The sequence below is a fragment of the Streptomyces sp. NBC_01171 genome, from assembly GCF_045039805.1.
Taxonomy (GTDB): Bacteria; Actinomycetota; Actinomycetes; order Streptomycetales; family Streptomycetaceae; genus Streptomyces.
Map to the genome: position 1 here is coordinate 4,090,675 of NZ_CP108609.1, position 21,470 is coordinate 4,112,144.

Here is a 21,470-nt window from a genome sequence, read left to right on the forward strand (position 1 = left end):
CGTCAGGAGCCGGTCAGGGCACGGTCCGGTACCCGGCCGGCATCCGGCAGCGCGCGGCTCGCGGGCACGTCGGCCGGGGGCCGGGTGGACTGCCACAGCCGGACGAAGGACAGCACGGCGGCGGCCAGCAGCAGCACGTTGCGGGCCAGGATGAGCAGGCAGCCAGGCCAGGTGCCGTCGATGACCGCGCCGTAGTTCATCGGGAAGACCAGGGTGCTCACCCCGGTCGCGAGGAGGATCAGCACGGTCACCGGGCGCTGGCGGGTGTGCCGCGAGGTCAGGCAGACGGCGGCCAGGCCCAGCAGCCAGATCAGGTACTGGGGGCTGATGACCCGGCTGGTGACGGTGAACAGCAGCACCGCGGTGAGCGCCGCGTCGTACGGCGTCGCCGGGGAGAAGTGCCGGGCCCGCAGCCGCCACACCACCAGCAGCGCGAAGGCGGCCGCCGTCAGCGCGAGGGAGGCGGTGGCGACCGTGTGCACCTGGGGGCCGACCAGTTCCATGGAGCCGTACTGGTAGCGGACCGTGCCCGGCCAGCCCGCGTGCCGGGCGAGGTTGAGCGCGGTGCCGCCGAGCGACTCCAGTTGGACGCCCCGGCCGCCCTGTTCGCGCAGGAAGCCGAAGGGGTTGGCGAACATCAGCGCCAGCACCGCGAGGGAGGCGCAGCCGGCCGCCGTCGCCCAGGACCACGCCGAGCGGGTCGCCCGTCCGCGTGACACGCCGAGCAGCACCAGCGCCGGCCACACCTTCACCACCGCGCCGAGCGCGCCGAACACCCCGGCCGCGCGCGGCGACCGGCCGAGCGCCAGCAGGGCGGCCACGCCGAGGGCGGTGACCTGGACGTCGTAACGGGCCAGCGGCATGTGCAGCAGCAGCGGGAGGCCGCCCACCCAGAGCGCGGCGCCGCGCAGACTGCGCCCGGTGCGCCGCCCGGCGACGGCCAGCGCCACCGCGACGGCCGCGTCCGCCACCAGCGTCAGCAGCACGAACGCCTCGAAGTACGACAGCCCCGGCAGCAGCCCCGGCGCCAGCAGCACCAGCCCGGCGCCCGGCGGGTACTGCCACAGCGTGTCGTGCGTGGGGAACGTGCCCTGCGACAGGACGCCGTACCAGTGGAAGTACAGCCGCCACACCTCGCGCGACACCGAGCCGCCGCCCAGCACGTGCGCCGAGCCGAGGACGAGGAGCCCCAGCATCAGCGCGCGGGTGGCGAGCCAGCCGGCGACGAGGGCGAGGACCGGACCGGAGGTGACACGGAGACGGTTCATCGCGTGGGAGCCTAATCCGCGCGGATGGTGTATCTCTGCCGATACGCCGTCAATGATCGGAAAAGACTGTCTCATCGCAAAAGATCGGGCCGTGGTGGACGTCGGGCCTCTGGTGGAAGCGCAGCCGCCCAGAGCGGCTGGAACAACGGCGGTCGTGCCGGGCGGCGCGGGCGTGGAGCGGATCGGCCGGGTGCCCTGGCGCGTCCGGTGGGGCGCGCCCGTGTGCCTGCCCGCGCTGGTGATGCTCGGGCTCGGGCTGTGGGGGGTGGACCGGGGCGGGATATGGCGCGACGAGGCCGTCACCTTCCAGGTCGCCCGCCGCTCGGTGCCGCAGATCTGGCAGTTGCTGCACGGCGTCGACGCGGTGCACGGCCTGTACTACCTGCTGATGCACGCCGTCCTCGCGGTTCACCCGGACGAGGTAATGCTCCGGCTGCCCTCGGTGGGCGCGGCGGCCGTCACCGCCGCCCTCGTCGGCGAACTGGGCGTCCGCCTCGCCGGACCGCGCGTCGGCCTGTGGGCCGGACTGCTGTACGCCGCCTCCCCGTTGGCCGGCCACTACGCCCAGGAGGGCCGCTCGTACGCGCTCGTCGCCGCGGGCGCCACCGGCGCGACCCTGCTGTTCGTCCGCGGGGTGCGCACCGGCGCCTGGCGGGCCTACGGCACGGTCCTCGCGGTCACCTGCTGGCTGCACGAGTTCGCCGTGCTGCTGTTCCTCGCCCACGCGGTGTCCCTCGCGCTGGCCCGCGTCGGCGCCCGGGTGTGGCGGGGCTGGGGGAGCGCGGCCGGGGCCGTGACGCTCACCCTGCTGCCGATGATCGTGGTCTCGCACGCCCAGTCCGCCCAACTGGCCTGGGTGCGCCCGCCCACCTGGGTCACCGCCGAGAGCCTGCTGCGCTGGTTCCTCGGCCCGGGCGAGGGCGTGTACTGGAGCTGCCTGGTGCTCGCCGTGCTGGGCCTGGCCGGACTCGCCGGGCCGCCGGGGCGGCTGACCTGCGCGCGGGTCGGCCTGCCGCTCGCCGTGGTGCCGCCCGCCGCCCTGATGCTGGCCTCGCAGCTCTCCCCGCTCTACGTCGACCGGTACGTCCTCTACGCCCTCTCCGGCACGCCCCTGCTGGTCGCCGCCGGAGCCGACCGGCTGGCGCGGGCCGCCGCCCGGCTGCGTCTGCGGGTGCCCCGGCCGCCGGTGCTGGCCCTGAGCGGAGCCGCGCTGACCGCCCTGGCGCTCTGCCTCCAGCTCCCACTGATGAGCGACGACCGAGACCCGGCCCACCGCCCGGACGACCTGGCCGCCGTGGCCCGGGTCGCGGCGCGTGAGGTGAAGCCCGGTCAGCCCGTGCTGTTCCTGCCCACCCAGGCCCGCAACGCCGCCCTCGCCTACCCGGGCGCCTTCGCGGGCGTACGCGACGTGGCCCTCGACGAGCCGGGCCCCGAGGCCGGGACGCTGTACGGGCGGGAGGCCGATGCGGCCGAACTGCGGCGGCGGCTGTCCGGGCTCGACCGGGTGTGGGTGGTGGCCGACCGGGACCTGCTGGCCGGCCGCTGGAGCCCGACCGGCCCCACCGAGCGCGCCAAGATGGCCGTACTGGCGCAGGAGTTCATGCCCGCCGAGGAGTCGGCCGACGGCGACGCGAGCGTACGGCTCTACGTCCGCCGGGTCGCCCTCAGCGCGCTGCCGGGCCTTGCTCCAGTTCCCGGACCGCCGCGTCCAGCGCGCCGGTGAGCCGGTCGAGGCGGTCCCGCAGCTCGCCGATCTCGGCCGGGTCCGTGCCGGTCGCGGCGGCGATGCGGCGGGGCACCTCAAGCGCCCGTTCACGCAGGGCCACGCCCTCGCCGGTGAGCGTCACCCGTACCGAGCGCTCGTCGCTCGCGCTGCGCTCCCGAAGCACCAGGCCGGCGCCCTCCAGCCGCTTGAGCAGCGGGGACAGGGTGCCGGAGTCGAGCCGCAGATGCTCGCCGAGCTGCTTGACGGGCAGGGCGCCGCGCTCCCACAGCACCAGCATCACCAGGTACTGCGGGTAGGTGAGCCCGAGGTCCTTGAGCAGCACCCGGTAGACGCCGTTGAAGGCGCGGGAGGCGGCGTTCAGGGAGAAGCAGATCTGCCGGTCCAGGCGGAGCCAGTCCGGGTCGGCGGCGTCGGTGGCGGGGCCGGCCGACGGGGTGGGCGAGACGCTCATGACACCCAGGATAGCGGGACGACAGGGTTTTGGTTGTGCGCAATTTAATTGTGTGCTCTACTCGGTGCCGAGGGCGGCGGTCCTCCCCGGTCCGCCGCCACCGACTTCATCGAGAGGACCGGTCTCCCCATGGACGCGCTCTACACCGCCGTCGCCACCGCCACCCACGGCCGCGAGGGCCGCGCCGTCTCCTCCGACGGCCGCATCGACCTGCCGCTGGCCATGCCGGTGGAACTGGGCGGTGACGGCCAGGGCAGCAACCCCGAGCAGCTCTTCGCCGCCGGCTACGCCGCCTGCTTCGGCAGCGCCCTCGGCCTGGTCGGCCGCCAGGCCAAGGTGGACGTCTCCGACGCCGCCGTCACCGCCGAGGTCGGCATCGGCAAGGAGGGCGAGGGCTTCGGCCTCAAGGTGACGCTCCGCGTCGAGCTGCCCGACACCGTGGACGAGGAGACCGGCCGCAAGCTGGTCGAGACCGCCCACCAGGTCTGCCCGTACTCCAACGCCACCCGCGGCAACGTCGAGGTCACCCTCGTCGTCGAGTGACCTTGTGCCTCACGGGGACCGGGTGAGCTGATCGGCTCCCACGGCCGGGCCGGGGATGCGCGCCGCACCGGTGGCGGGCATCGCCTCGCCGAGCAGCAGGGTGCGCACCACCCGCTCGGCGGCCCGGCCGTCCTCGAACTCGCAGAACCGCGCCCGGAAGTCGGCCCGCAGCGCCGCCGACTCCCCGTCCCGCCACGCCCCGGACTCGAACAGCCAGGCCAACTCCCGCTGCGAGTACGTCACATGGCCCGGCGGCCGGGCGGTGATGTCCAGATAGGCGCCCCGGCTCGCCCGGAACGTGTCCCAGTCGTCGGCGTGCACCACGACCGGGCGGTCCAGCACGGCGTAGTCGAACATGATCGACGAGTAGTCCGTGACCAGCGCGTCCGAGGCCAGCATCACCTCCGCCGCGTCCGGCTCGCCGGTCGCGTCGACCACCACCCCGCGCCGGGCCAGCTCGGCCAGCCCCGCCCCGCGCGCCGGGCCGTTCGCCAGCGACGGGTGCAGCCGCACCACCAGCGTGTGCCCCTCGCCCAAGTCGGCCGCGAACGCCGCCAGGTCGATCCGGTCCACATGGCCGCCCCGGACGTGGTCACGCCGGGTCGGTGCGTACAGCACCACCGTGTGGTCCTCGGGGATGCCGTGCCTGCGGCGGAACTCCCGGCCCCGAGAGGCGCCCGCGCCCACCAGGACGTCGTTGCGCGGGCTGCCGGTGCGGACCGAGGTGAAGTGGCAGGGGAAGGCCCGCTCCCACACCAGCTCCGCGTGCCGGTTGGCGACCAGGCCGTAGTCCCAGCGGTCCGCCCGGCGCAGCATCCGGGGCACGTCGAAACCGAGCCGGGCGCCGGGCCGGTCCAGCAGATCGGCGCCCAGGTACTTCAGCGGGGTGCCCTGGTGGGTCTGGATGTGCGTGGCGCCGGGCCGCTTGGCCAGCGCGCCGGGCCAGTTGACGTCGTTGACGAAGAACGCCGCCCGCGCGGTGGCCTCCAGATAGCGCCGCGAGCCCAGCAGCACGTGCTCGGTGTCCGGGGGCAGGGTCGCCGCGGTCTCCTCGTCCCGTACCACCCACACCCCGCGCAGGTGCGGCGCGATCACCTTCGCCGCCCGGTACACCGCCGCCGGGTCACCGAGCATGCCCCGGTGCGAGGACGCCGAGTACACCACCAGATCCGGGTCGAGCGGGCGGCGCGACTGCACCGCCGACCAGCCACGCCGGGCCCGTGTCCCGGCCGCCGTCCGCAGCCGTGCCGCGCGCCGTCCGGCCTCCCGGCCCGCCTGCGCGGCCCGGCGCCGCAGGAGGTACGCCCCGTACCCGCCCTCCAGCACGCGGGTCTCGCCCTCGGCGCGGGTGCCCTCCGGCCTGTGGTCACGGAACATCTCCGCCGTGCGCCGGAAGAACTCGGCCTTGTCGCCCGGCGGCAGCCGGTCCGGCTTGGCCAGGATGTCCAGGCAGTGCTCGCCCATCTTGCGGTGCAGATACGGCCGCCACCGCCACAGTTCCGGGCGCTCCTCGACGAACGCGAAGACCCGCTCGTACTGCTCGTGCACGTCGAAGTGCTTGCGGCTGGTGGTGGAGAGGATGTTGCCCTGCCTGCGCTGGCGGTAGTGCAGACAGATCTGGTCCAGGGTGGCGATCCGACCGGCGCTCAGCATGACCGGGAACGTCCACGGGGTGTCCTCGTAGTAGCCCGGCGGGAACGCGAAGCCGTGCCGCGTCACGAAGTCGCGGCGGTAGACCTTGTTCCACACCACCATCAGCAGGTCGAGGATCTCCGGCCGCTCGGCCGCCGTGAACGTGCCGTCCTCGGCGGCGAGGACATGGGCGAGGACGTTGCGGCGGGTGCCGCCCCACCAGTAGGTGCGGGCGTAGTCGAAGACCAGCACGTCCGGATCACCGGTCTCCGCGAGGCGCCCGGCGACGGCGGCGAGGGCGCCCGGGGTCAGGGTGTCGTCGCTGTCGAGGAAGAGCAGGTAGTCGCCGGTGGCATGCGGCATCCCGGCGTTGCGGGCGCGGCCGAGGCCGACGTTCTCCGGCAGGTGCAGCACCTTCACGCGGGGGTCGCGCGCGGCGTACTCGTCGAGGATCGCGCCGCAGCCGTCCGGAGAGCGGTCGTCCACGGCGATCACCTCCAGATCGCCGAAGGACTGCCCGAGCACCGAGTCCAGGCACTCGCGCAGGAAGCCCTGCACCTTGAAACAGGGGACGATGACACTGAAGCGGGGCACGGCGGATCAGCTCCTCACGAGGGACGCGGCGGCGGGGGCGGGCACACGCTCCGCGAGCGGCACCACCGGCGGCAGCGCCTCCGGCGGCTCACCGAGCAGCACCCGGCGTACGACCCGCTCGGCCGCGCGCCCGTCGTCGAACTCGCAGAACCGCTCCCGGAACGCGGCCCGGCGCGCGGCGGACTCCTCGCCCCGGTACTCGCCCTCGCGGAAGACCCGCGCCAGCTCCTCGGCGGTACGGGCCACCGGGCCCGGCGCCTCGGCCATCAGGTCGAAGTACACACCCCGCGTCTCGCGGTAGACCTCCCAGTCGTCCGCGAACACCACGATCGGCCGGTCCAGGTTGGCGTAGTCGAACATGATCGAGGAGTAGTCCGTGACCAGCGCGTCCGCCGCCAGGCACACGTCCTCGGCCGAGCGGTGCGCGGTGACGTCGATGATCCGGTCCGAACTCCGGGCCGTGCCCTGGTCGTAGAAGTAGTGGGCGCGCAGCAGCACCACCACGTCGTCCCCGGCCGCCTCGCAGAACGCGGCCAGGTCCAGGCCGGGTTCGAAGCCGGTGGCGTGGTCGCGGTGGGTGGGGGCGTACAGCACCGCCGTCGCTCCCTCGGGGATGCCCAGCTCACGCCGGACACGGGCCACGTCGTCGGCGGTCGCCGTCACGTACACGTCGTTGCGCGGGTAGCCGTACTCCAACTGCTCGTAGGAGCCGGGGAAGGCGCGCTCCCACATCTGGGTGGAGTGCCGGTTGGAGGAGAGGTTGAAGTCCCAGCGGTCCACCCGGCCCAGCAGCTTGGTGAAGCTGCCCGACCGCGCGGCCACCACCGGGTACGTCGACTGGTCCACGCCCATCTTCTTCAAGGGGGTGCCGTGCTGGGTCTGCAGATGCGTGCTGCCGGGGCGCTTGACGACACCCTCGGCGAAGTTGGCGTTGTTCACCAGGTACTTGGCGCGGGCCAGCACCTCCCAGTACCGGCGCGAGCCGATCACCGCGTACTCCACGCCCTCGGGAACCGTGTGCGCCTGGTCGGCCTCCACCAGGAACACCGACCGGATGTGCGGGGCGAGTTCACGGGCCTTGGCGTGGATCGCGGCCGGGTTGCAGGCGTACCCCCGGCCCCAATAGGCGCAGTACACCGCGAGGTCGGGGTCGAGCGGGCGGCGCAGTGCGCGGGCGTAGCGCAGCCGGGTGCGCAGCATGCGCGGCTTCGGCAGCCGGCGCAGCGCCCCGGCGGCCACCCGGTTGACCCCGCGCAGCGCCCGGAACGGCGTGTACGCGCCCGCCGCCAGCAGCCGGTGCTGCACCCCGAGGCTCCCGCCGGGCACCCGGTACCCGGCCGGGCGGTGCCTGCGGTACAGCCGTCCGGCGCGGCGGAAGAACGCCCGGTGGCCCTCGGTGAGCCGCTCGGGGCGGGACGCGGTCTTCAGCACCTGGGTGAAGAGCTGCCCGAACAGGGCCCTGGCCCGCTCCGCCGGGAGCCCGGACTCGGCGGCCCGGCGCAGCACCCGGTCCACCTGGTCCAGCAGGTCGCGTTGGTGCGGTCCGGGTGCGTTGAGCCTGCTGCCCTGGCGCCGGGCCCGGTGCCGGACGACCGCCCGGCGCAGCACCGCGAGCCGGCCGGCGGCGACGGTGACCAGGCCGCCCCAGCCGAGGTCGGTGAAGTGACCCTCGGGAAAGGTGAGTTCGTGCTCGGTGAGGAAGGAGCGCCGGTAGCAGGCGCTCCAGGCGGGGAGCGCCGCGCCGGTGAGCCAGGGGGCCGCGCCGGGCGCGAAGGCGCCCTTGGGGGCCTTCGCCAGCAGCGGGGCGGCCGGGTTGGCGGGCTCGCCCTCCCACCAGGGGACGCGCTCGTACTCGGCGTGCAGCACGTCGACGCCCGCGGTCTCGGTCAGCCGCTGGTCCAGCGCGGCCAGCGCGCCGGGCAGCAGCAGGTCGTCGCCGTCCAGGAACAGTACGTACCCGCCGCGCGCGGCCCGCAGCCCGGCGTTGCGTGCCCCGCTCAGTCCGGCCGACGGCGGCGAGTTCACCGGGAGCACCCGCCGGTCGCGCTCGGCGTACCCGGCGGCCACGGCGGCGGCCGGGGCGTCGGGGGAGTCGCAGACCGGGATCAGTTCCAGGTCGCCGAAGGACTGGGCGAGGACCGATTCGAGGGCCTGCGACAGGTGGCCCGGGACCCCGTGGGAGGGGACGATGATGCTGAAGCGGGGCATGCTGTTCTTTCTGTCGTCTTGCGGACGCGGCCCGGCCGCCCGGCGGGACGCCAGGTGGACGGCCGGGTCGGCGTGGGCCGCGTCGTGCCGAGGGGCATGGAAACTCCCGGAAGGTCCAACGGTGTTCAGCGGCCCTCGGTGACGGGGAGCGGGCCGGAAGGTTGCGGCACGGACGCCAGCGGCGCCCGGACCAGGGCCTCGGCCGACGGCCGCACCGGCCTGCGCGCACCGGGCGGCACCGCCCCGGGCGGCCCCGCCGGCCGGCCCAGCACCACATGCCGGACGACGCGCTCGCCCGCGTTGCCGTCGTCGTACGGGCAGAAGCGCTCGCGGAACGCGGCCCGCAGCCGGGCGGAGCGCACTCCGCGCCAGTGGCCGGAGGCGAACACGTCCGCGACCTCCTCCTCGGTGCGGGCCAGCGGGCCGGGCGGACAGGCGAGCAGATCGAGGTAGGCGCCCCGGACCGTCCGGAAGGTGTCCCAGTCCCCGGTGTGCAGCACCACCGGCCGGTCGAGCCCCGCGTAGTCGAACATCAGCGGCGAGAAGTCGGTGAGCAGCGCGTCCGAGGCCAGGCACAGGGACGGCAGGTCGGGATGGGCGGAGACGTCGACCAGCCGGGCCCTGGCCGCCGAGGGCTCGCCGAGCGGGGCCCGGGTCAGGAGGGTGAACCGGGGTCCGAGCAGGCCGAGCAGCCGGCCGGGGTCCAGCGGCGGGCTCTGGGTGCGCCGGTGGTCGCGGCGCGCGGGCACGTACAGCACGGCGACCGCCCCCTCCGGCACGCCGAGGGACGCGCGCAGCCGGGCCACGTCGGCCGAAGTGGCGTGCTGGAAGGCGTCGTTGCGCGGACTGCCGTACTCCAGCGTGGTGTAGCCGCCGGGGTGGACCCGCTCCCAGGTCAGGGTGGAGTGCCGGTTGCCGGAGACGACGTAGTCCCACTGGTCCACCTCGCGCAGATGCCCGGCGAAGTCCGTGCCGGGGGCGGCCGCCGGGCGCTCCTGGAGGTCGAGGCCGGTGTGGCCGAGGGGGGTGCCGTACCGGGTCTGCACGTAGACCTGGCCGGGGCGCTTGATCAGGCCGGGTCCGAAACCGGCGTTGTGCACCAGGTACTTGGAGCGGGCCAGCGCGGTGAAGTGGGCGGCGGTGCCGGGGCGGCCGAGCCAGGCGGTGCGGATGTGCGGGGCGTGCGCGTGGAACGCGGCCTCCAGGGCGCTCGGGTCGCAGCCGTGGTCGGGGGCCTGTTCGGCGGCGAAGAGGGCGCGGTCGGCGCGCAGGGGGAGGCGGCGCTGGACCCGGTAGTGCAGGCGCAGGGCGGCCGTCCGCAGGGCCTGAGTCCAGCGGCGGGCCGAGGCGCGTGCGTGGCGGCGGAGCGCGGCGGCCAGGCGCAGGGTGCGGAAGGTGCGGTGCAGGCCGTGCCGGACCAGGGCGCGCCGGAGGCCGGGGGGTACCGGGGTGTCTGGGGTGCGGTGGCGGCGGCAGTGGGTGCGGGACCGGCGCAGGAACGCGGGGTGGCTGCCGCGCGGGAGGCGGTCCCGGCGGGTGGCGACGGTGGTGAGGTGGTCGAGCATGCGGGCGTACAACTCCGGTCGCCAGCGCTCCAGTTCGGGCCGCTCGTCGAGGTACGCGAACACCCGGTCGTACTGGTCGAACACGTCGAAGTGGCGGGGGCTGGTGGTGCGCAGGATGCTGCCCCGGCGGCGCTGGCGGTAGTGCACGCAGACCCGGTCCAGCGTGGCGATCGACCCGGCCGCCATCAGCACCGGGAAGGTCCAGGGGGTGTCCTCGTAGTAGCCGGGCGGGAATCGGAAGCCCTCGCGGGTGACGAACTCCCTGCGGTACGCCTTGTTCCACGCCACCATCAGCACCCGCAGCAGCCCCGGCCGGTCGGCCAGGGTGAAGGGGGCCGGGCCGTCCTCGGTGAGCCGGTCCGCGAGCCGGTTGCGCAGGGCGGTGCCGTCCCAGTGGGTGCGGGCGTAGTCGAAGACCAGGACGTCCGGATCGCCGGTCGCCGCGAGGCGGTCCGCCACCGCGCGCAGGGTGTGCGGGGTGAGGGTGTCGTCGCCGTCGAGGAAGAGCAGGTAGTCGCCGCTCGCCTCTTCGACACCGGCGTTGCGGGCCCTGCCGAGGCCCGCGTTCCGCGGCAGGTGCAGGGCCCGCACGCGGGGGTCGCGGGCCGCGTACTCGTCGATGATCGCGCCGCAGTCGTCCGGCGAGCGGTCGTCCACCGCGATCAGTTCGAAGTCCGGGTACGACTGCGAGAGCACCGAGTCCAGGCACTCGGCGAGGTACGCCTGGACCTCGTACGCGGGGACGATGACGCTGAACCTGGGCAAGGCACATCCATGGGTCGGTCGGCGCGGGCCTTCTGCCCGGCAACGGCCGCCCAGGGGACTTGGTTACGGCTCCTACGGCATACGGGGGAAGCCCGGGGGAGCCGTACGGATTCCCCCGGGCAACACCTGTGCGAGCACGGTTACTTGACCGCTCCCGCCATCACCCCGGACACGAACTGCCGCTGGAAGGCGAAGAACACGGCCAACGGGATCACCATCGACAGGAACGCGCCGGGCGCGAGCACGTCGATGTTGTTGCCGAACTGCCGTACCTGGGTCTGGAGGGCCACCGTGATCGGCTGGGAGCCGGACTTGGTGAACACCAGCGCCACCAGCATGTCGTTCCACACCCACAGGAACTGGAAGATGCCGAGGCTCGCGATGGCGGGCGCGCCGAGCGGCATCACCACCCTTGCGAACAGCCTCAGTTCACCCGCGCCGTCCAGCCGGGCCGCCTCCAGCAGCTCGCGCGGGATCTCCGCGAAGAAGTTCCGCAGCAGGAACACCGCGAACGGCAGCCCGAACCCGATGTGGAACAGCACCACACCCAGGATCGAGCCGAACAGCCCGACCTCGCCGAAGAGTTCGGCGATCGGGATCAGCGCCACCTGAACCGGCACCACCAGCAGCGCGACCACGCCGAGGAACCACCAGTCGCGGCCGGGGAACTCCATCCACGCGAAGGCGTAGGCCGCCAGCGAGCCGATCACCACCACGCCGAGCGTCGCCGGGACCGTGATCAGCACGGTGTTGACCAGCGAGTGGGTGATGTCGCCGTTCTCCAGCAGCTTGCCGTAGCTCTCGAAGGTGAGCTTGGACGGCTCGGTGAACACCGTCCACCAGCCGCTCGCGTTCATGTCCTCCGGCGAGCGCAGCGAGGAGATCAGCAGCCCGATCGTCGGCACCAGCCAGAACAGGGCCACCACGACCAGGACGAACTGGACCAGCCCGCCGCCCAGCCCCTCCACCAGCCGGGCGCCCAGTGAGCGCCGGCCCCGCACGGTGTCCTTGGCGGGCAGCTCGCGCACCCGTCCCGCGCTCTCGGTGTGCGTGCTCATCGCCCGCCCTCCCGCCGCAGCCTGCGGATGTTGAACAGCATCACCGGGATCACCAGCAGCAACAGGAACACCGCGATGGCGCTGGCCACACCGGGCCGCCCCTCGGAGAAGCCCTTGCGGTACAGCTCCAGCGCCAGCACGTTGGCGTCGTCCTGTGACGAGCCCGGCGCGATGATGTAGACGAGGTCGAACACCTTCAGCACGTTGATCATCAGGGTGACGGCGACGACCGCGAGCACCGGCGCCAGCAGCGGCACGGTCACCTTGCGGAACACCTGCCACTCACTGGCGCCGTCCACCCGCGCCTGCTCCAGCAGTTCCCTCGGCACCCCGGCGAGCCCCGCCGCGATCAGCACCATGGCGAAGCCCGCCCACATCCAGACGTAAGAGCCGATGATCGCCGGGGTGACCAGGGCCGGGCCGAGCCAGTCGACGCCGTTGTACGCCTCCTTGAAGTTGGCCGCCGGAAGCCTGAGCCGAGCCCCGTCCGCCGAGGCGGGCAGGGTGAAGGTGCCGTCGCCGGCCGCCTTCGCCGAGGCCACCACCTCGCCGTCCTTCACGGCCTCGATCCGCATCCCGGCGTACCCGCGCTCGGCCGGGTCCGGGGCGCCGAGCTTCCCGACGCCCTTGCCGCGGGTGAAGTCCTGCCAGACCGTGCCGGTGATCTTCCCCGGCTCCGGCCGGGCCGCCGCCGCCCGCTTCGCGTCGTCCGGGAACTGGTCCGGGGCCACGCCGACCATCGGCAGCGCGACCGGGGTGCCCGCCCGCACCGGGTCCTTGGTGACGAAGGCGCCGCCCTGTCCCACCAGCGGCGACTCGCGGCCGGGGTGCGCCTTCGGGAACGCCGACGCCTGGGCGAAGGAGTCATGGACCCCGACCCACACGGCGTTGGCGACCCCCTTGTCCGGGTCCTGGTCGTACACCAGCCGGAAGATGATCCCGGCGGCCAGCATCGAGATCGCCATCGGCATGAAGACGACCAGCTTGAACGCCGTTCCCCAGCGCACCCGCTCGGTCAGCACGGCGAAGACCAGGCCGAGCGCGGTGGAGACGGTGGGCGCGAACACCACCCAGATCACGTTGTTCTTCAACGCCGTGCGGATGCCGTCGTCGGTGAACAGCGCCTTGTAGTTGTCGAACCCGGCGAACTGGTCGCCCGAGGAGTCGTAGAGACTGCGGACGACCGAGTACCCGATCGGGTAGAGCACGAGCGCGCCGAGCAGCACCAGGGCCGGCAGCAGGAAGAGCGCCGCCACCACCCTGCGCGTCCCGGTCACGCTCCTGCGGCTCTTCGGCGCGGCCGGGCCCGGAGGGGCGCCGGCCGCCACTGCCGATGCCATGACCGGATCAGCCCCCGTTCCCGTACGCGGCCGCCGCGTCCTTCTCCAGCCTCGCCTGGGTGCCCGCGACGTCCTTCGGGTTCTTCAGGAAGTCCTGGAGGTCCTTCCACTCGCCCTTGCCGGGCGTCCCGCCGAACGCCTGCGGCGCCTGGTCGGACATGTCGAAGCGGAAGTCGTCGCCGGAGGCGATCAGGGCCTTGGCGATGGTGCGCTGGGTGTCGTTCGGGTAGGCCGAGTCCGGCACGTTCTTGTTCGGCGAGAGATAGCCGCCGAGCTTGGCCTGAACCGTCGCCGCGTCCGGGGACGCCAGGAAGGTCGCCAGCGCCTGGGCGCCCTTGGAGTCCTTCAGGATCACCGCCGCGTCACCGCCGGAGACCACCGGCGCGGTCGAGCCGACCGACGGGAAGGGGAAGACCTTGGCGTCCGCGCCCACCTTCGCCTTGGTCTCACCGATGTTGACCTGCGCGAAGTCGCCCTCGTAGACCATCGCGGCCTTGGGCTGGTCGCCGCCGGTGAAGGTCTGCGTCACCGAGGCCGGGAACTCGGTCTGGAGCGCGCCGTCCGCGCCGCCCGCCACATAGTCCTTCTTGCCCCAGATCTGGGCGAGCGTGGTGAGCGCCTGCTTCACCGAGGGGTCGGTCCACTTGATCTCGTGCTTGGCGAGCTGGTCGTACTTCTCCGGGCCGGCCTGGGAGAGGTAGACGTTCTCGAACCAGTCGGTCAGCGTCCAGCCGTCCGCGCCGCCCACCGAGAAGGGGGTGACCCCGGAGTCGTAGACCGCCTGCGCGGCGGTCAGCAGCTCGGCCCAGGTCTTGGGTTCCTTGGCGCCCGCGTTCTCGAAGACGGGCGCGTTGTACCAGATCAGCGACTTGTTGGCGGCCTTGTAGTAGACGCCGTACGGCTTGCCGTCGACCTTGCCGATGTCCTGCCAGCCCTGCGAGTAGTTCTTCGTCAGTTCCTTCACGGCGTCCGGGCCGAGCGGCTTGGCCCACTTCTTCTCGACCGCCTGCTTGATCGCGCCCGGCTGCGGCAGCAGCGCCACGTCCGGCGGCTGCCCGCCCGCGATCTTGGAACCGAGGAAGTTGATGATCGGATCCTGCGCGGGCACGAACGTCACCTTCGCGCCCGTGCGCTTCTCGAACTCCGCCAGGACCTTCTTGAAGTTCGCCTGCTCGGTGCCGGTCCAGACGGCGGCGACCTCGAGTTCCGTGCCGTTCAGCTTCGGCAGGGTCACCGTGGAGCCGGTGGCACCGCCGCCGCCCTCGTCGCCGTCCTTCTTCCCGTCACCGCCGGAGCAGGCGGTGAGCGTCAGGGCCCCCGCCAGCAGCGCGGCGAGGGCGGCTCCGGCCCGGTGCCCTCGAATGGTGTCGCTCGGCTTGCGCATCACTTCCCCGTTCGTCGTTCTTCTTTGAACGCGTGAACTCTGCTTGTGCGCTCCGGTGTACGCCGGGCCGCCCCGGTGCGGCAAGAGCACCCGCACGGTCCGGCCACGCATCGTGACCGGCTCGTGATCATCGGGCTATGCGCGCCGGGCACCACCGGTTCCGGTGCCCCGGCGGTCAGAGCAGCGAGGGCACTTGACCGGCCGACACCTGGCGGGCCGCCCGCTCCACCGCGCTCGCCAGCAGGGCCAGGTCGGTGGGGCCGTTGCCCAGCTCGCGCACCGGGCGCCGGGCGGGGGGATCGCCCATCCGCTGCCAGTCCAGCGGCAGCACGGTCGGCCGCTGGGTCGCGGTGCGCGGGATACGGCCCGTCACCCGGCCGCCCTGCACCCCGGTGACCCGGCCGTCCGGGTACGCCAGCACCCCGCGTCCCGGCGCCGGTTCGCCCTCCGCGCCCCGCTCGGCCGCGCCCGTACCGCGCCCGCCGGACGGCGCGTCCAGCGTCACCCGCAGGGTGGCCCGCCGCGCCGGTTCCGTCTCCGCCGTACGGCCGCCCGTGCCGGACGCGGTCACCAGGTGCACGCCGAGCCGCTCGCCCTCGCGGGCCACCGCCTCCAGCGCCCGGACGACCGATCCAGCGGCGGGCCTGCCCGGCGAACCCAGCGCGGGGGAGACCAGGGCGTCCAGGTCGTCGACGACCACCACCAGCCGGGGCAGCGGGGGCGCCGCCTCGGTCTGCTGCCGGGCGGCACCTGGCCGCAGCCGCAGCGTGGAGCTGGGCGGCGCCTCCAGGTCGCCGTTGCCCGTTCCGCGTCCGCCGGGGCCGCCGGGGCCGCGCTGGGCGACCATCCGGCCGGACACCTCGTGCGCGGTGTGCCAGTGCGCGAAGTCGGTCAGCCCGACCAGCTCCGCCCGGCGCTTCAGCTCCGCGCTCAGCGACTGCGCGAACTCCCGCATGCGCACCGGGTCGTTGGCGATCAGATGGGTGGTCACATGCGGTATGTCGGTACAGGACCGCAGCCCCTCGCCGACCCCGGCCGCCGTGCCGACGCCGTCCCGGCCGTCGATCAGCACCATGCCGAGCCGGTCCGGGCGCTCGGCGGCGGCCAGCGACGCCACCACCGCCCGCAGCAGCTCCGTACGGCCGCTGCCGGGCGGTCCCTCGACCAGCAGGTGCGGGCCGTCGGTCACCAGGTCGGCGATGACCGGGCCGCGCGGACCGGCGCCCAGCACCGCGCGGGCCCGGCCGCCCAGCGACTCGGTGTCGTCGGCCGCGTCCGCCCAGCGGGCCATCAGCGAGGCCGGGGTGGCACGGGCCAGCCCCAGTTCGTCCAGCAGCCGGGCCGACAGCGGCAGCGGCACCGCCACGCGCGTGTGCCGGTCGTCCTCCGGGGCGTCCGGGCGCAGCGGGGCCAGTGCCCGCGCGAACCGCTCCGCCCAGGCGGGCGACACCGCGTCCACGGCGGCGAGGGTGCCCGGCCCGACCGGACCGGTCGGCGCCACTCGCATCAACCGCAGCGCGGTGGCCACGTCCCCGCTGAGCAGGGCCACCGCGCCGCACTCGCGGAAGGTGGGCGTCACCGCGCAGGCCGCCTCGTAGGTCTCCATCAGCGGGGAGGCGGGGGAGGCGGGCGCGGTCTCGGCCAGGCACACCACGTGCACGCCGGCGCGCGGCCCGCTCACCGCCAGCCGTGCCAAGTCCTCCCGCAGCGCCGAGCCGCCGGGGTCGCCGTCCACCACGACCACCGTGTACGGCCCCGGATGCCCGTCGGCGCGGAAGGCGGCGGGGTCGGCGTTGGACTCGACGCGGCGCAGCAGCTCGCCGGTGCGGGCCGCCGCCTGTTCGCGGTCGTAGGCCAGCAGCAGCCGGCAGTCCTGGCCGTGGCCCGGCCGGACGTGCGGCAGCCAGCCCAGCCAGGACCACTCGGCGGTGCGCTCCTCCACCGAGCGGGCGCGGTCCGCGCTGATCAGCACGATCTCCAGCAGGTCGGGCGAGTGCAGCGCGGCCAACTGAGCCAGCACCGCGCGGGCCAGCCCCGCGAGCCGGGGGCGCGGACCGGCCAGGCCCAGGGCGCCCGCCTCGCGCAGCGCGGCCGTCACCGGCACCGCGGGAAGCGCCGAGCCGTCCGGTGCGGTCCGGTCGGCGGTGCCGAGCCGCACGGCCAGCGCCTCGCGGTGTCCCGGACCCCGCTCCCAGAGGCGGGGGCCCGGTCCGAGCGCCGTCAGCAGCAGCGCGGCCGGGTCCGGCCAGGTCTCCGGGCGCCGGAACGCCTCGGGCACCAGGGCGGGGGCCGCCTCGGCGTACGGCGCCTCCTCGGCCGGGAGGTGCTCGCCCCGGCCGCCGGTCAGCTTGCGCGCCCAGGCGCCTATGCCCCGGCGCCGGGCGGGCATCTCGGTGCCCCGGACGGGGGTGCCCTTACGGGTGGGGGAGTCCAGCTCGTCGGGGTGGGCGTCGTCGGGCCGGTGACCGGCGTGGGTGTCGTGCTCCCGGTATCCGCCGGTGAGGTGGTCCGGGGCCCGGCGCTCGATCCGGGGCGCCCGGCCCTGCTCGGGCACGGCGGCCCGCTCCATGCGCTCGGCGCCGACCCGGCCGGCGGTGCCGTACGCGTGCCCGGTCGGGCCGTCCGGCGCGGTCGCGGCCGGTGCCGGGGTGGTGTCCGGGGTTTCCCAGGGGCAGGCGTCCGGGGCTTCCTCCAGGGGCACCCGGACACAGCCCTCGCCGTCCGGCACCGTGCGCACCCGGGCTCCGGGTCCCCCCGACGGGGTCACCCTGAGCGCTGATTCACCCAGGCGCAGCAGACCGCCCGACGGAAAGCGCGACGGGCGGTCGGTGACACGGGCACCGTCCAGCGTGGTGCCGTTGGTGGAGTCGAGGTCGGCGACCGAGACCCGGCCCTCGGCGGTGACCGTGACCGCGCAGTGCAGCCGGGACACGTCCGGGTCGTCCAGGGGTACGTCGGCGTCGGCGGAGCGGCCCACCGTTATCCGGCCGCCGTGCAGCAGATGGACCCCGCCCGCGTCCGGGCCCGCGACCACGTGGAGCTGGGTCGGGGCGTCGTCCAGCTCGGGATGCGGCTCCGGGGCCACCGGGGCGCCCAGCGACAGCACCGCGCCGTCGACCAGCGGGGGTTCACCCAGGGTGTGGCGGCGCGGGTCCAGGCGGTCGGTGCCCGCGTACAGCACCACGGGGGCGCCGCCGTCCCGGCCGGCCCCGCTCTCCCCGGTGACCGACGAGGCCAGCGCGGGCGCCACCGCCGCCAGCTCGGTGCCGGTGGGCGCCGTGACCAGCACGTCGCGCGTCGCGGCGCCACCCCGCCTCGGGGACGCGCCCTGCGGATCTACGACGGTCAGCCGGATCTGCATCGCCGTCAGCGGTCCCTTCCGCCCGGCCGCGGAGGTCCCCCACTCCGCACGGGCACGTAGGCCAGTACTGCACGCATCCTCGCACCTGTCGCGGCCCTCCCGCCCGCGTCCCGGTGCGAAGTGATCTTGATTGGTCAGCTCTGCCCCCAAAAGTGCCTGACCAGTAACGCGGCGGCGATCACTTGAGATCGGTCACGCACCCGAAGCGGCAACCTGCGGACGGAGGTGAGCGTCTTTTCTCCGAACACGGACGAACGCGGACCGGAAGCCGCGCGTAGTACTCAGGGGGCGGCTTCCGGACAGGCCACTACAGTGGTCGGAACGCCGGAACACCGGTGGCAATCAGCGAGCAAGCAGCAGGGAGCGCGTGACGTGCGGCCAGTCGGCAGCAAGTACCTGCTCGAGGAGCCGCTCGGACGCGGCGCCACGGGCACCGTCTGGCGCGCCCGCCAGCGGGAGACGGCGGGCGCCGAGGCGGCCGTGGCGGGCCAGCCCGGTGAGACGGTCGCCATCAAGGTCCTCAAGGAGGAGCTGGCGAGCGACCCGGACATCGTGATGCGCTTCCTGCGCGAGCGCTCCGTACTGCTCCGGCTCACCCACCCCAACATCGTCCGGGTCCGCGACCTGGTCGTCGAGGGCGATCTGCTGGCGCTCGTCATGGACCTCGTCGAGGGCCCCGACCTGCACCGCTACCTGCGCGAGAACGGCACCTTCTCGCCCGTCGCCGCCTCCCTGCTCACCGCCCAGGTCGCCGACGCGCTCGCCGCCAGTCACGCCGACGGCGTCGTCCACCGCGACCTGAAGCCCGCCAACGTGCTCCTGCGCCAGTACGACGGCCAGATGTACCCGATGCTGACCGACTTCGGCATCGCCCGGCTGGCCGACTCACCCGGCCTGACCCGCACCCACGAGTTCGTCGGCACCCCCGCCTACGTCGCCCCGGAGTCCGCCGAGGGCCGCCCGCAGACCTCCGCCGTCGACGTCTACGGCGCCGGCATCCTGCTGTACGAGCTGGTCACCGGGCGTCCGCCGTTCTCCGGCGCCACCGCCCTGGAAGTGCTGCACCAGCACCTCAGCGCCGAACCGCGCCGCCCCTCCACGATCCCCGACCCGCTGTGGACGGTGATAGAGCGCTGCCTGCGCAAGAACCCGGAGGAACGGCCCAGCGCCGAGAACCTCGCCCGCGCCCTGCGCGTGGTCGCCGAGGGCGTGGGGGTGCACGCCAACCCGGCGCAGATCGCCGCGGCCGAGGGTGTCGCCGCCCTCCTCGCGCCCGACCCCGCCCCGGCCCCCGTACCGGACGTGCCCGGCGCCTCCGACGCCACCCAGGTACTGCCCCCGAACACCGCCCAGGCGGCCTACGGCCCCAACGCGGCCACCAGCTTCCTGCCGCACACCTCCGGTCCGCAGGGCGCCGCCGACCCGACCACCGTGCTCCCCAGCACCGGCGCCGCCGACCCCACCACGGTCATGCCCCCGATGCCGCAGGGCCGGCCGGGCCAGTACGACCCGCAGGACCCCTACGGGCAGAACCAGCAGAACCCGCAGAACCCCGACCAGCCGCACCCCTGGCAGACCCAGCTCCGCGCCGCCCGCGACCGCAACGAGCAGACCCAGGTCCAGTACCTCGACCCGGACGAGGACCCGCTGCGCCGCCGCCCCCAGCGGCAGGCCGCCCGCCCGCAGCACCAGCCCCAGCAGCCCCGCCAGCAGCAGCCGCAGCAGCGCCCGGCGCCCCGGCGCTCGACCCCGCAGCCGCAGCAGTACTCCCCGCCGCCGCAGCCCCAGCGGTACGCCCCGGAGCCGCAGCGGCCCGCGCGCGAGCCCCGCCCGGCCCGGCAGCGCAGCGCCAACCCGATGAAGATCCCCGGCCTGGGCTGCCTCAAGGGCTGCCTGTTCACGATTCTCATCCTGGTCGTGGCGAGCTGGCTGATCTGGGAGCTGACCCCGCTGCACACCTGGGTCGGCCAGGGCAAGGGCTACTGGGACCAGCTCAGCGACTGGGCCGGCTCCGTCGCCGACTGGTTCAAGAGCCTGGAAAGTTCCTCGGGCGGCAACTGAACAGCCGCTCCCGGAGCCGGTTCTGGGGACTTGTCGACACCCAGCGGGTGATTTCCGGCTCCGCGGTGAAGGCGGGCCCGACGGGCGCGTAGTTTTGTCGACCGGTGCAACACGCGTCTGTGGGAGCAGTCTTGGCACGGAAGATCGGCAGCCGGTACACCGCGAACCAGATCCTGGGGCGGGGCAGCGCCGGCACAGTGTGGCTGGGCGAGGGACCGGACGGGCCCGTCGCCATCAAGATGCTGCGCGAGGACCTCGCCTCCGACCAGGAACTGGTCGGCCGCTTCGTGCAGGAACGCACCGCGCTGCTCGGCCTGGAGCACCCGCACATCGTCACCGTGCGCGACCTCGTGGTCGACGGCAACGACCTCGCCCTCGTCATGGACATCGTGCGCGGCACCGACCTGCGCACCCGCCTGGAGCGCGAGCGCCGTCTCGCGCCCGAGGCGGCGGTGGCGATCGTCGCCGACGTCGCGGACGGGCTCGCCGCCGCACACGCGGCCGGTGTCGTCCACCGGGACGTCAAGCCCGAGAACATCCTCCTCGACATGCGCGGCCCGCTCGGCCCCGGCGGCGCCCACCCGGCGCTGCTCACCGACTTCGGCGTGGCCAAGCTCATCGACTCGCCCCGGCGCACCCGCGCGACGAAGATCATCGGCACCCCCGACTACCTCGCCCCCGAGATCGTCGAGGGTCTGCCCCCGCGCGCGGCCGTCGACATCTACGCCCTCGCCACGGTCCTGTACGAACTGCTCGCCGGCTTCACCCCCTTCGGCGGCGGCCACCCCGGGGCGGTGCTGCGCCGGCACGTCACCGAGACCGTCGTCCCGCTCCCCGGCATCCCCGAGGAGCTGTGGCAGCTCATCGTCCAGTGCCTCGCCAAGGGTCCCGCCTCCCGGCTGCGCGCCTCCGAACTCGCCGCCCGCCTGCGCGAACAGCTCCCCACCCTCGCGGGCATCCCCCCGCTGGAGGTCGACGAGCCCGACCCCGAGGCCGCCCCCGAGGAACCCCCCGCCCCCCTCCCCGCGGGCGAACCGGTCCGCCGCCGAGGCGCCGTCTCCCTGGTCCCCGGCGCCAAACCCGACTCCAACCGCGACACCCACACCTCCATGCGCGTCCCCGCCCCCGACGAATTGGCCGGCGGCGCCCACGGCACGGCCCGCGCCCCGCGCACCCCCGGAGCCCCCCGCCCCGGCTCGGCCCGCCACAGGGCCGCCGCCCGGCGCCGCAGAATCACGTTGACCGTGGCGGGGGTCCTGCTGGCGGCAGCGGTGGGAGCGGGCGCGTGGGCGGCGACGAGTGGAGCGGACGACGCTCCGGCTCCGGCGCGGAGCACGTCGGCACCCTGAGCGCGGGGAGCCACGCAGCCCAGGCCGGCCATATCCAGCCGGTCCGGCGTTCGAGGACGAGGCTCCGCAGGGGCCGATGGCCGGGGCCCGGGGGCGGCAGCCCCTGGTACGCCCGCCGCGACACCCCGCACCCCGGTGGTACCGACCGCCGAGGACCGACCCCAC

13 protein-coding genes are annotated in these 21,470 nt (G+C 74.4%); 4 read left to right on the forward strand and 9 right to left on the reverse strand.

The genetic code is table 11. The features are described from left to right. Window positions 1-2: 2 nt before the first annotated feature. Window positions 3-1,268, reverse strand: a complete 1,266-nt coding sequence (locus OG448_RS18895; RefSeq protein WP_405555303.1) for a glycosyltransferase 87 family protein — start codon at window positions 1,266-1,268, stop codon at window positions 3-5. A gap of 91 nt (window positions 1,269-1,359) precedes the next feature. Here OG448_RS18895 and OG448_RS18900 point away from each other — a divergent pair, with 91 nt between their 5' ends. After that, window positions 1,360-2,991 carry a hypothetical protein gene (locus OG448_RS18900; RefSeq protein WP_405555305.1) on the forward strand — a complete coding sequence of 544 codons (1,632 nt, stop codon included), beginning with the start codon at window positions 1,360-1,362 and terminating at the stop codon, window positions 2,989-2,991. On the opposite strand, the gene OG448_RS18905 is transcribed toward OG448_RS18900, so the two are convergent. Beyond that, complete coding sequence (locus OG448_RS18905) at window positions 2,933-3,445, reverse strand: MarR family winged helix-turn-helix transcriptional regulator (protein WP_405555307.1); 513 nt, start codon at window positions 3,443-3,445, stop codon at window positions 2,933-2,935. The two genes, OG448_RS18900 and OG448_RS18905, sit on opposite strands and share 59 nt — an antisense overlap. Before the next feature lie 129 nt (window positions 3,446-3,574). On the opposite strand from OG448_RS18905, the gene OG448_RS18910 reads away from it, so the two are divergent. Then, window positions 3,575-3,988, forward strand: a complete 414-nt coding sequence (locus OG448_RS18910) for an organic hydroperoxide resistance protein (protein WP_135793587.1) — start codon at window positions 3,575-3,577, stop codon at window positions 3,986-3,988. Between the two features lie 9 nt (window positions 3,989-3,997). Here the strand turns inward: OG448_RS18910 and OG448_RS18915 are convergent, their stop codons facing one another. The 7 genes from OG448_RS18915 to OG448_RS18945 all read right to left on the reverse strand — a co-directional run bounded on the left by OG448_RS18915 (window position 3,998) and on the right by OG448_RS18945 (window position 17,895). Continuing rightward, the gene (locus OG448_RS18915; protein WP_405555309.1) at window positions 3,998-6,214 is read right to left on the reverse strand and encodes a CDP-glycerol glycerophosphotransferase family protein; all 2,217 of its coding nucleotides are present in this window, start codon (window positions 6,212-6,214) and stop codon (window positions 3,998-4,000) included. 6 nt (window positions 6,215-6,220) lie between these two features. Next, window positions 6,221-8,422: a CDP-glycerol glycerophosphotransferase family protein gene (locus tag OG448_RS18920; RefSeq protein WP_405555310.1), complete on the reverse strand. Its 2,202-nt coding sequence runs from the start codon at window positions 8,420-8,422 to the stop codon at window positions 6,221-6,223. Between the two features lie 125 nt (window positions 8,423-8,547). Then, a complete protein-coding gene (locus tag OG448_RS18925; protein ID WP_405555312.1) occupies window positions 8,548-10,752 on the reverse strand; it encodes a CDP-glycerol glycerophosphotransferase family protein in 2,205 nt (734 codons plus the stop codon). 140 nt (window positions 10,753-10,892) lie between these two features. After that, the gene (locus OG448_RS18930) at window positions 10,893-11,810 is read right to left on the reverse strand and encodes a carbohydrate ABC transporter permease (RefSeq protein WP_405555314.1); all 918 of its coding nucleotides are present in this window, start codon (window positions 11,808-11,810) and stop codon (window positions 10,893-10,895) included. Continuing rightward, window positions 11,807-13,150, reverse strand: a complete 1,344-nt coding sequence (locus OG448_RS18935; RefSeq protein WP_405555316.1) for a carbohydrate ABC transporter permease — start codon at window positions 13,148-13,150, stop codon at window positions 11,807-11,809. The genes OG448_RS18930 and OG448_RS18935 overlap by 4 nt, the downstream gene beginning before the upstream one ends. A gap of 7 nt (window positions 13,151-13,157) precedes the next feature. Continuing rightward, window positions 13,158-14,534, reverse strand: coding sequence for an ABC transporter substrate-binding protein (locus OG448_RS18940; RefSeq protein ID WP_405555317.1), 1,377 nt, complete (start codon window positions 14,532-14,534; stop codon window positions 13,158-13,160). 175 nt (window positions 14,535-14,709) lie between these two features. After that, complete coding sequence (locus OG448_RS18945) at window positions 14,710-17,895, reverse strand: FHA domain-containing protein (protein WP_405555319.1); 3,186 nt, start codon at window positions 17,893-17,895, stop codon at window positions 14,710-14,712. A 372-nt stretch (window positions 17,896-18,267) separates the two neighbouring features. Here OG448_RS18945 and OG448_RS18950 point away from each other — a divergent pair, with 372 nt between their 5' ends. Both OG448_RS18950 and OG448_RS18955 read left to right on the forward strand, forming a co-directional pair. Next, on the forward strand, window positions 18,268-19,956 hold the full coding sequence (locus tag OG448_RS18950) for a serine/threonine-protein kinase (protein ID WP_405555321.1): 1,689 nt from the start codon (window positions 18,268-18,270) through the stop codon (window positions 19,954-19,956). A 131-nt stretch (window positions 19,957-20,087) separates the two neighbouring features. Beyond that, window positions 20,088-21,305 (forward strand): serine/threonine-protein kinase, encoded by a 1,218-nt coding sequence (locus tag OG448_RS18955; protein ID WP_405555323.1) that lies wholly within the window; start codon window positions 20,088-20,090, stop codon window positions 21,303-21,305. The last annotated feature ends 165 nt before the right edge of the window (window positions 21,306-21,470 follow it).

Excerpts from the sequence above, each read along its gene's own strand:
- OG448_RS18895 (WP_405555303.1), bottom strand. The coding sequence starts at position 1,268 with ATGAACCGTCTCCGTGTCACCTCCGGTCCGGTCCTCGCCCTCGTCGCC.
- OG448_RS18905 (WP_405555307.1), bottom strand. The coding sequence starts at position 3,445 with ATGAGCGTCTCGCCCACCCCGTCGGCCGGCCCCGCCACCGACGCCGCC.
- OG448_RS18910 (WP_135793587.1), top strand. The coding sequence starts at position 3,575 with ATGGACGCGCTCTACACCGCCGTCGCCACCGCCACCCACGGCCGCGAG.
- OG448_RS18920 (WP_405555310.1), bottom strand. The coding sequence starts at position 8,422 with ATGCCCCGCTTCAGCATCATCGTCCCCTCCCACGGGGTCCCGGGCCAC.
- OG448_RS18930 (WP_405555314.1), bottom strand. The coding sequence starts at position 11,810 with ATGAGCACGCACACCGAGAGCGCGGGACGGGTGCGCGAGCTGCCCGCC.
- OG448_RS18935 (WP_405555316.1), bottom strand. The coding sequence starts at position 13,150 with ATGGCATCGGCAGTGGCGGCCGGCGCCCCTCCGGGCCCGGCCGCGCCG.
- OG448_RS18940 (WP_405555317.1), bottom strand. The coding sequence starts at position 14,534 with ATGCGCAAGCCGAGCGACACCATTCGAGGGCACCGGGCCGGAGCCGCC.
- OG448_RS18945 (WP_405555319.1), bottom strand. The coding sequence starts at position 17,895 with ATGCAGATCCGGCTGACCGTCGTAGATCCGCAGGGCGCGTCCCCGAGG.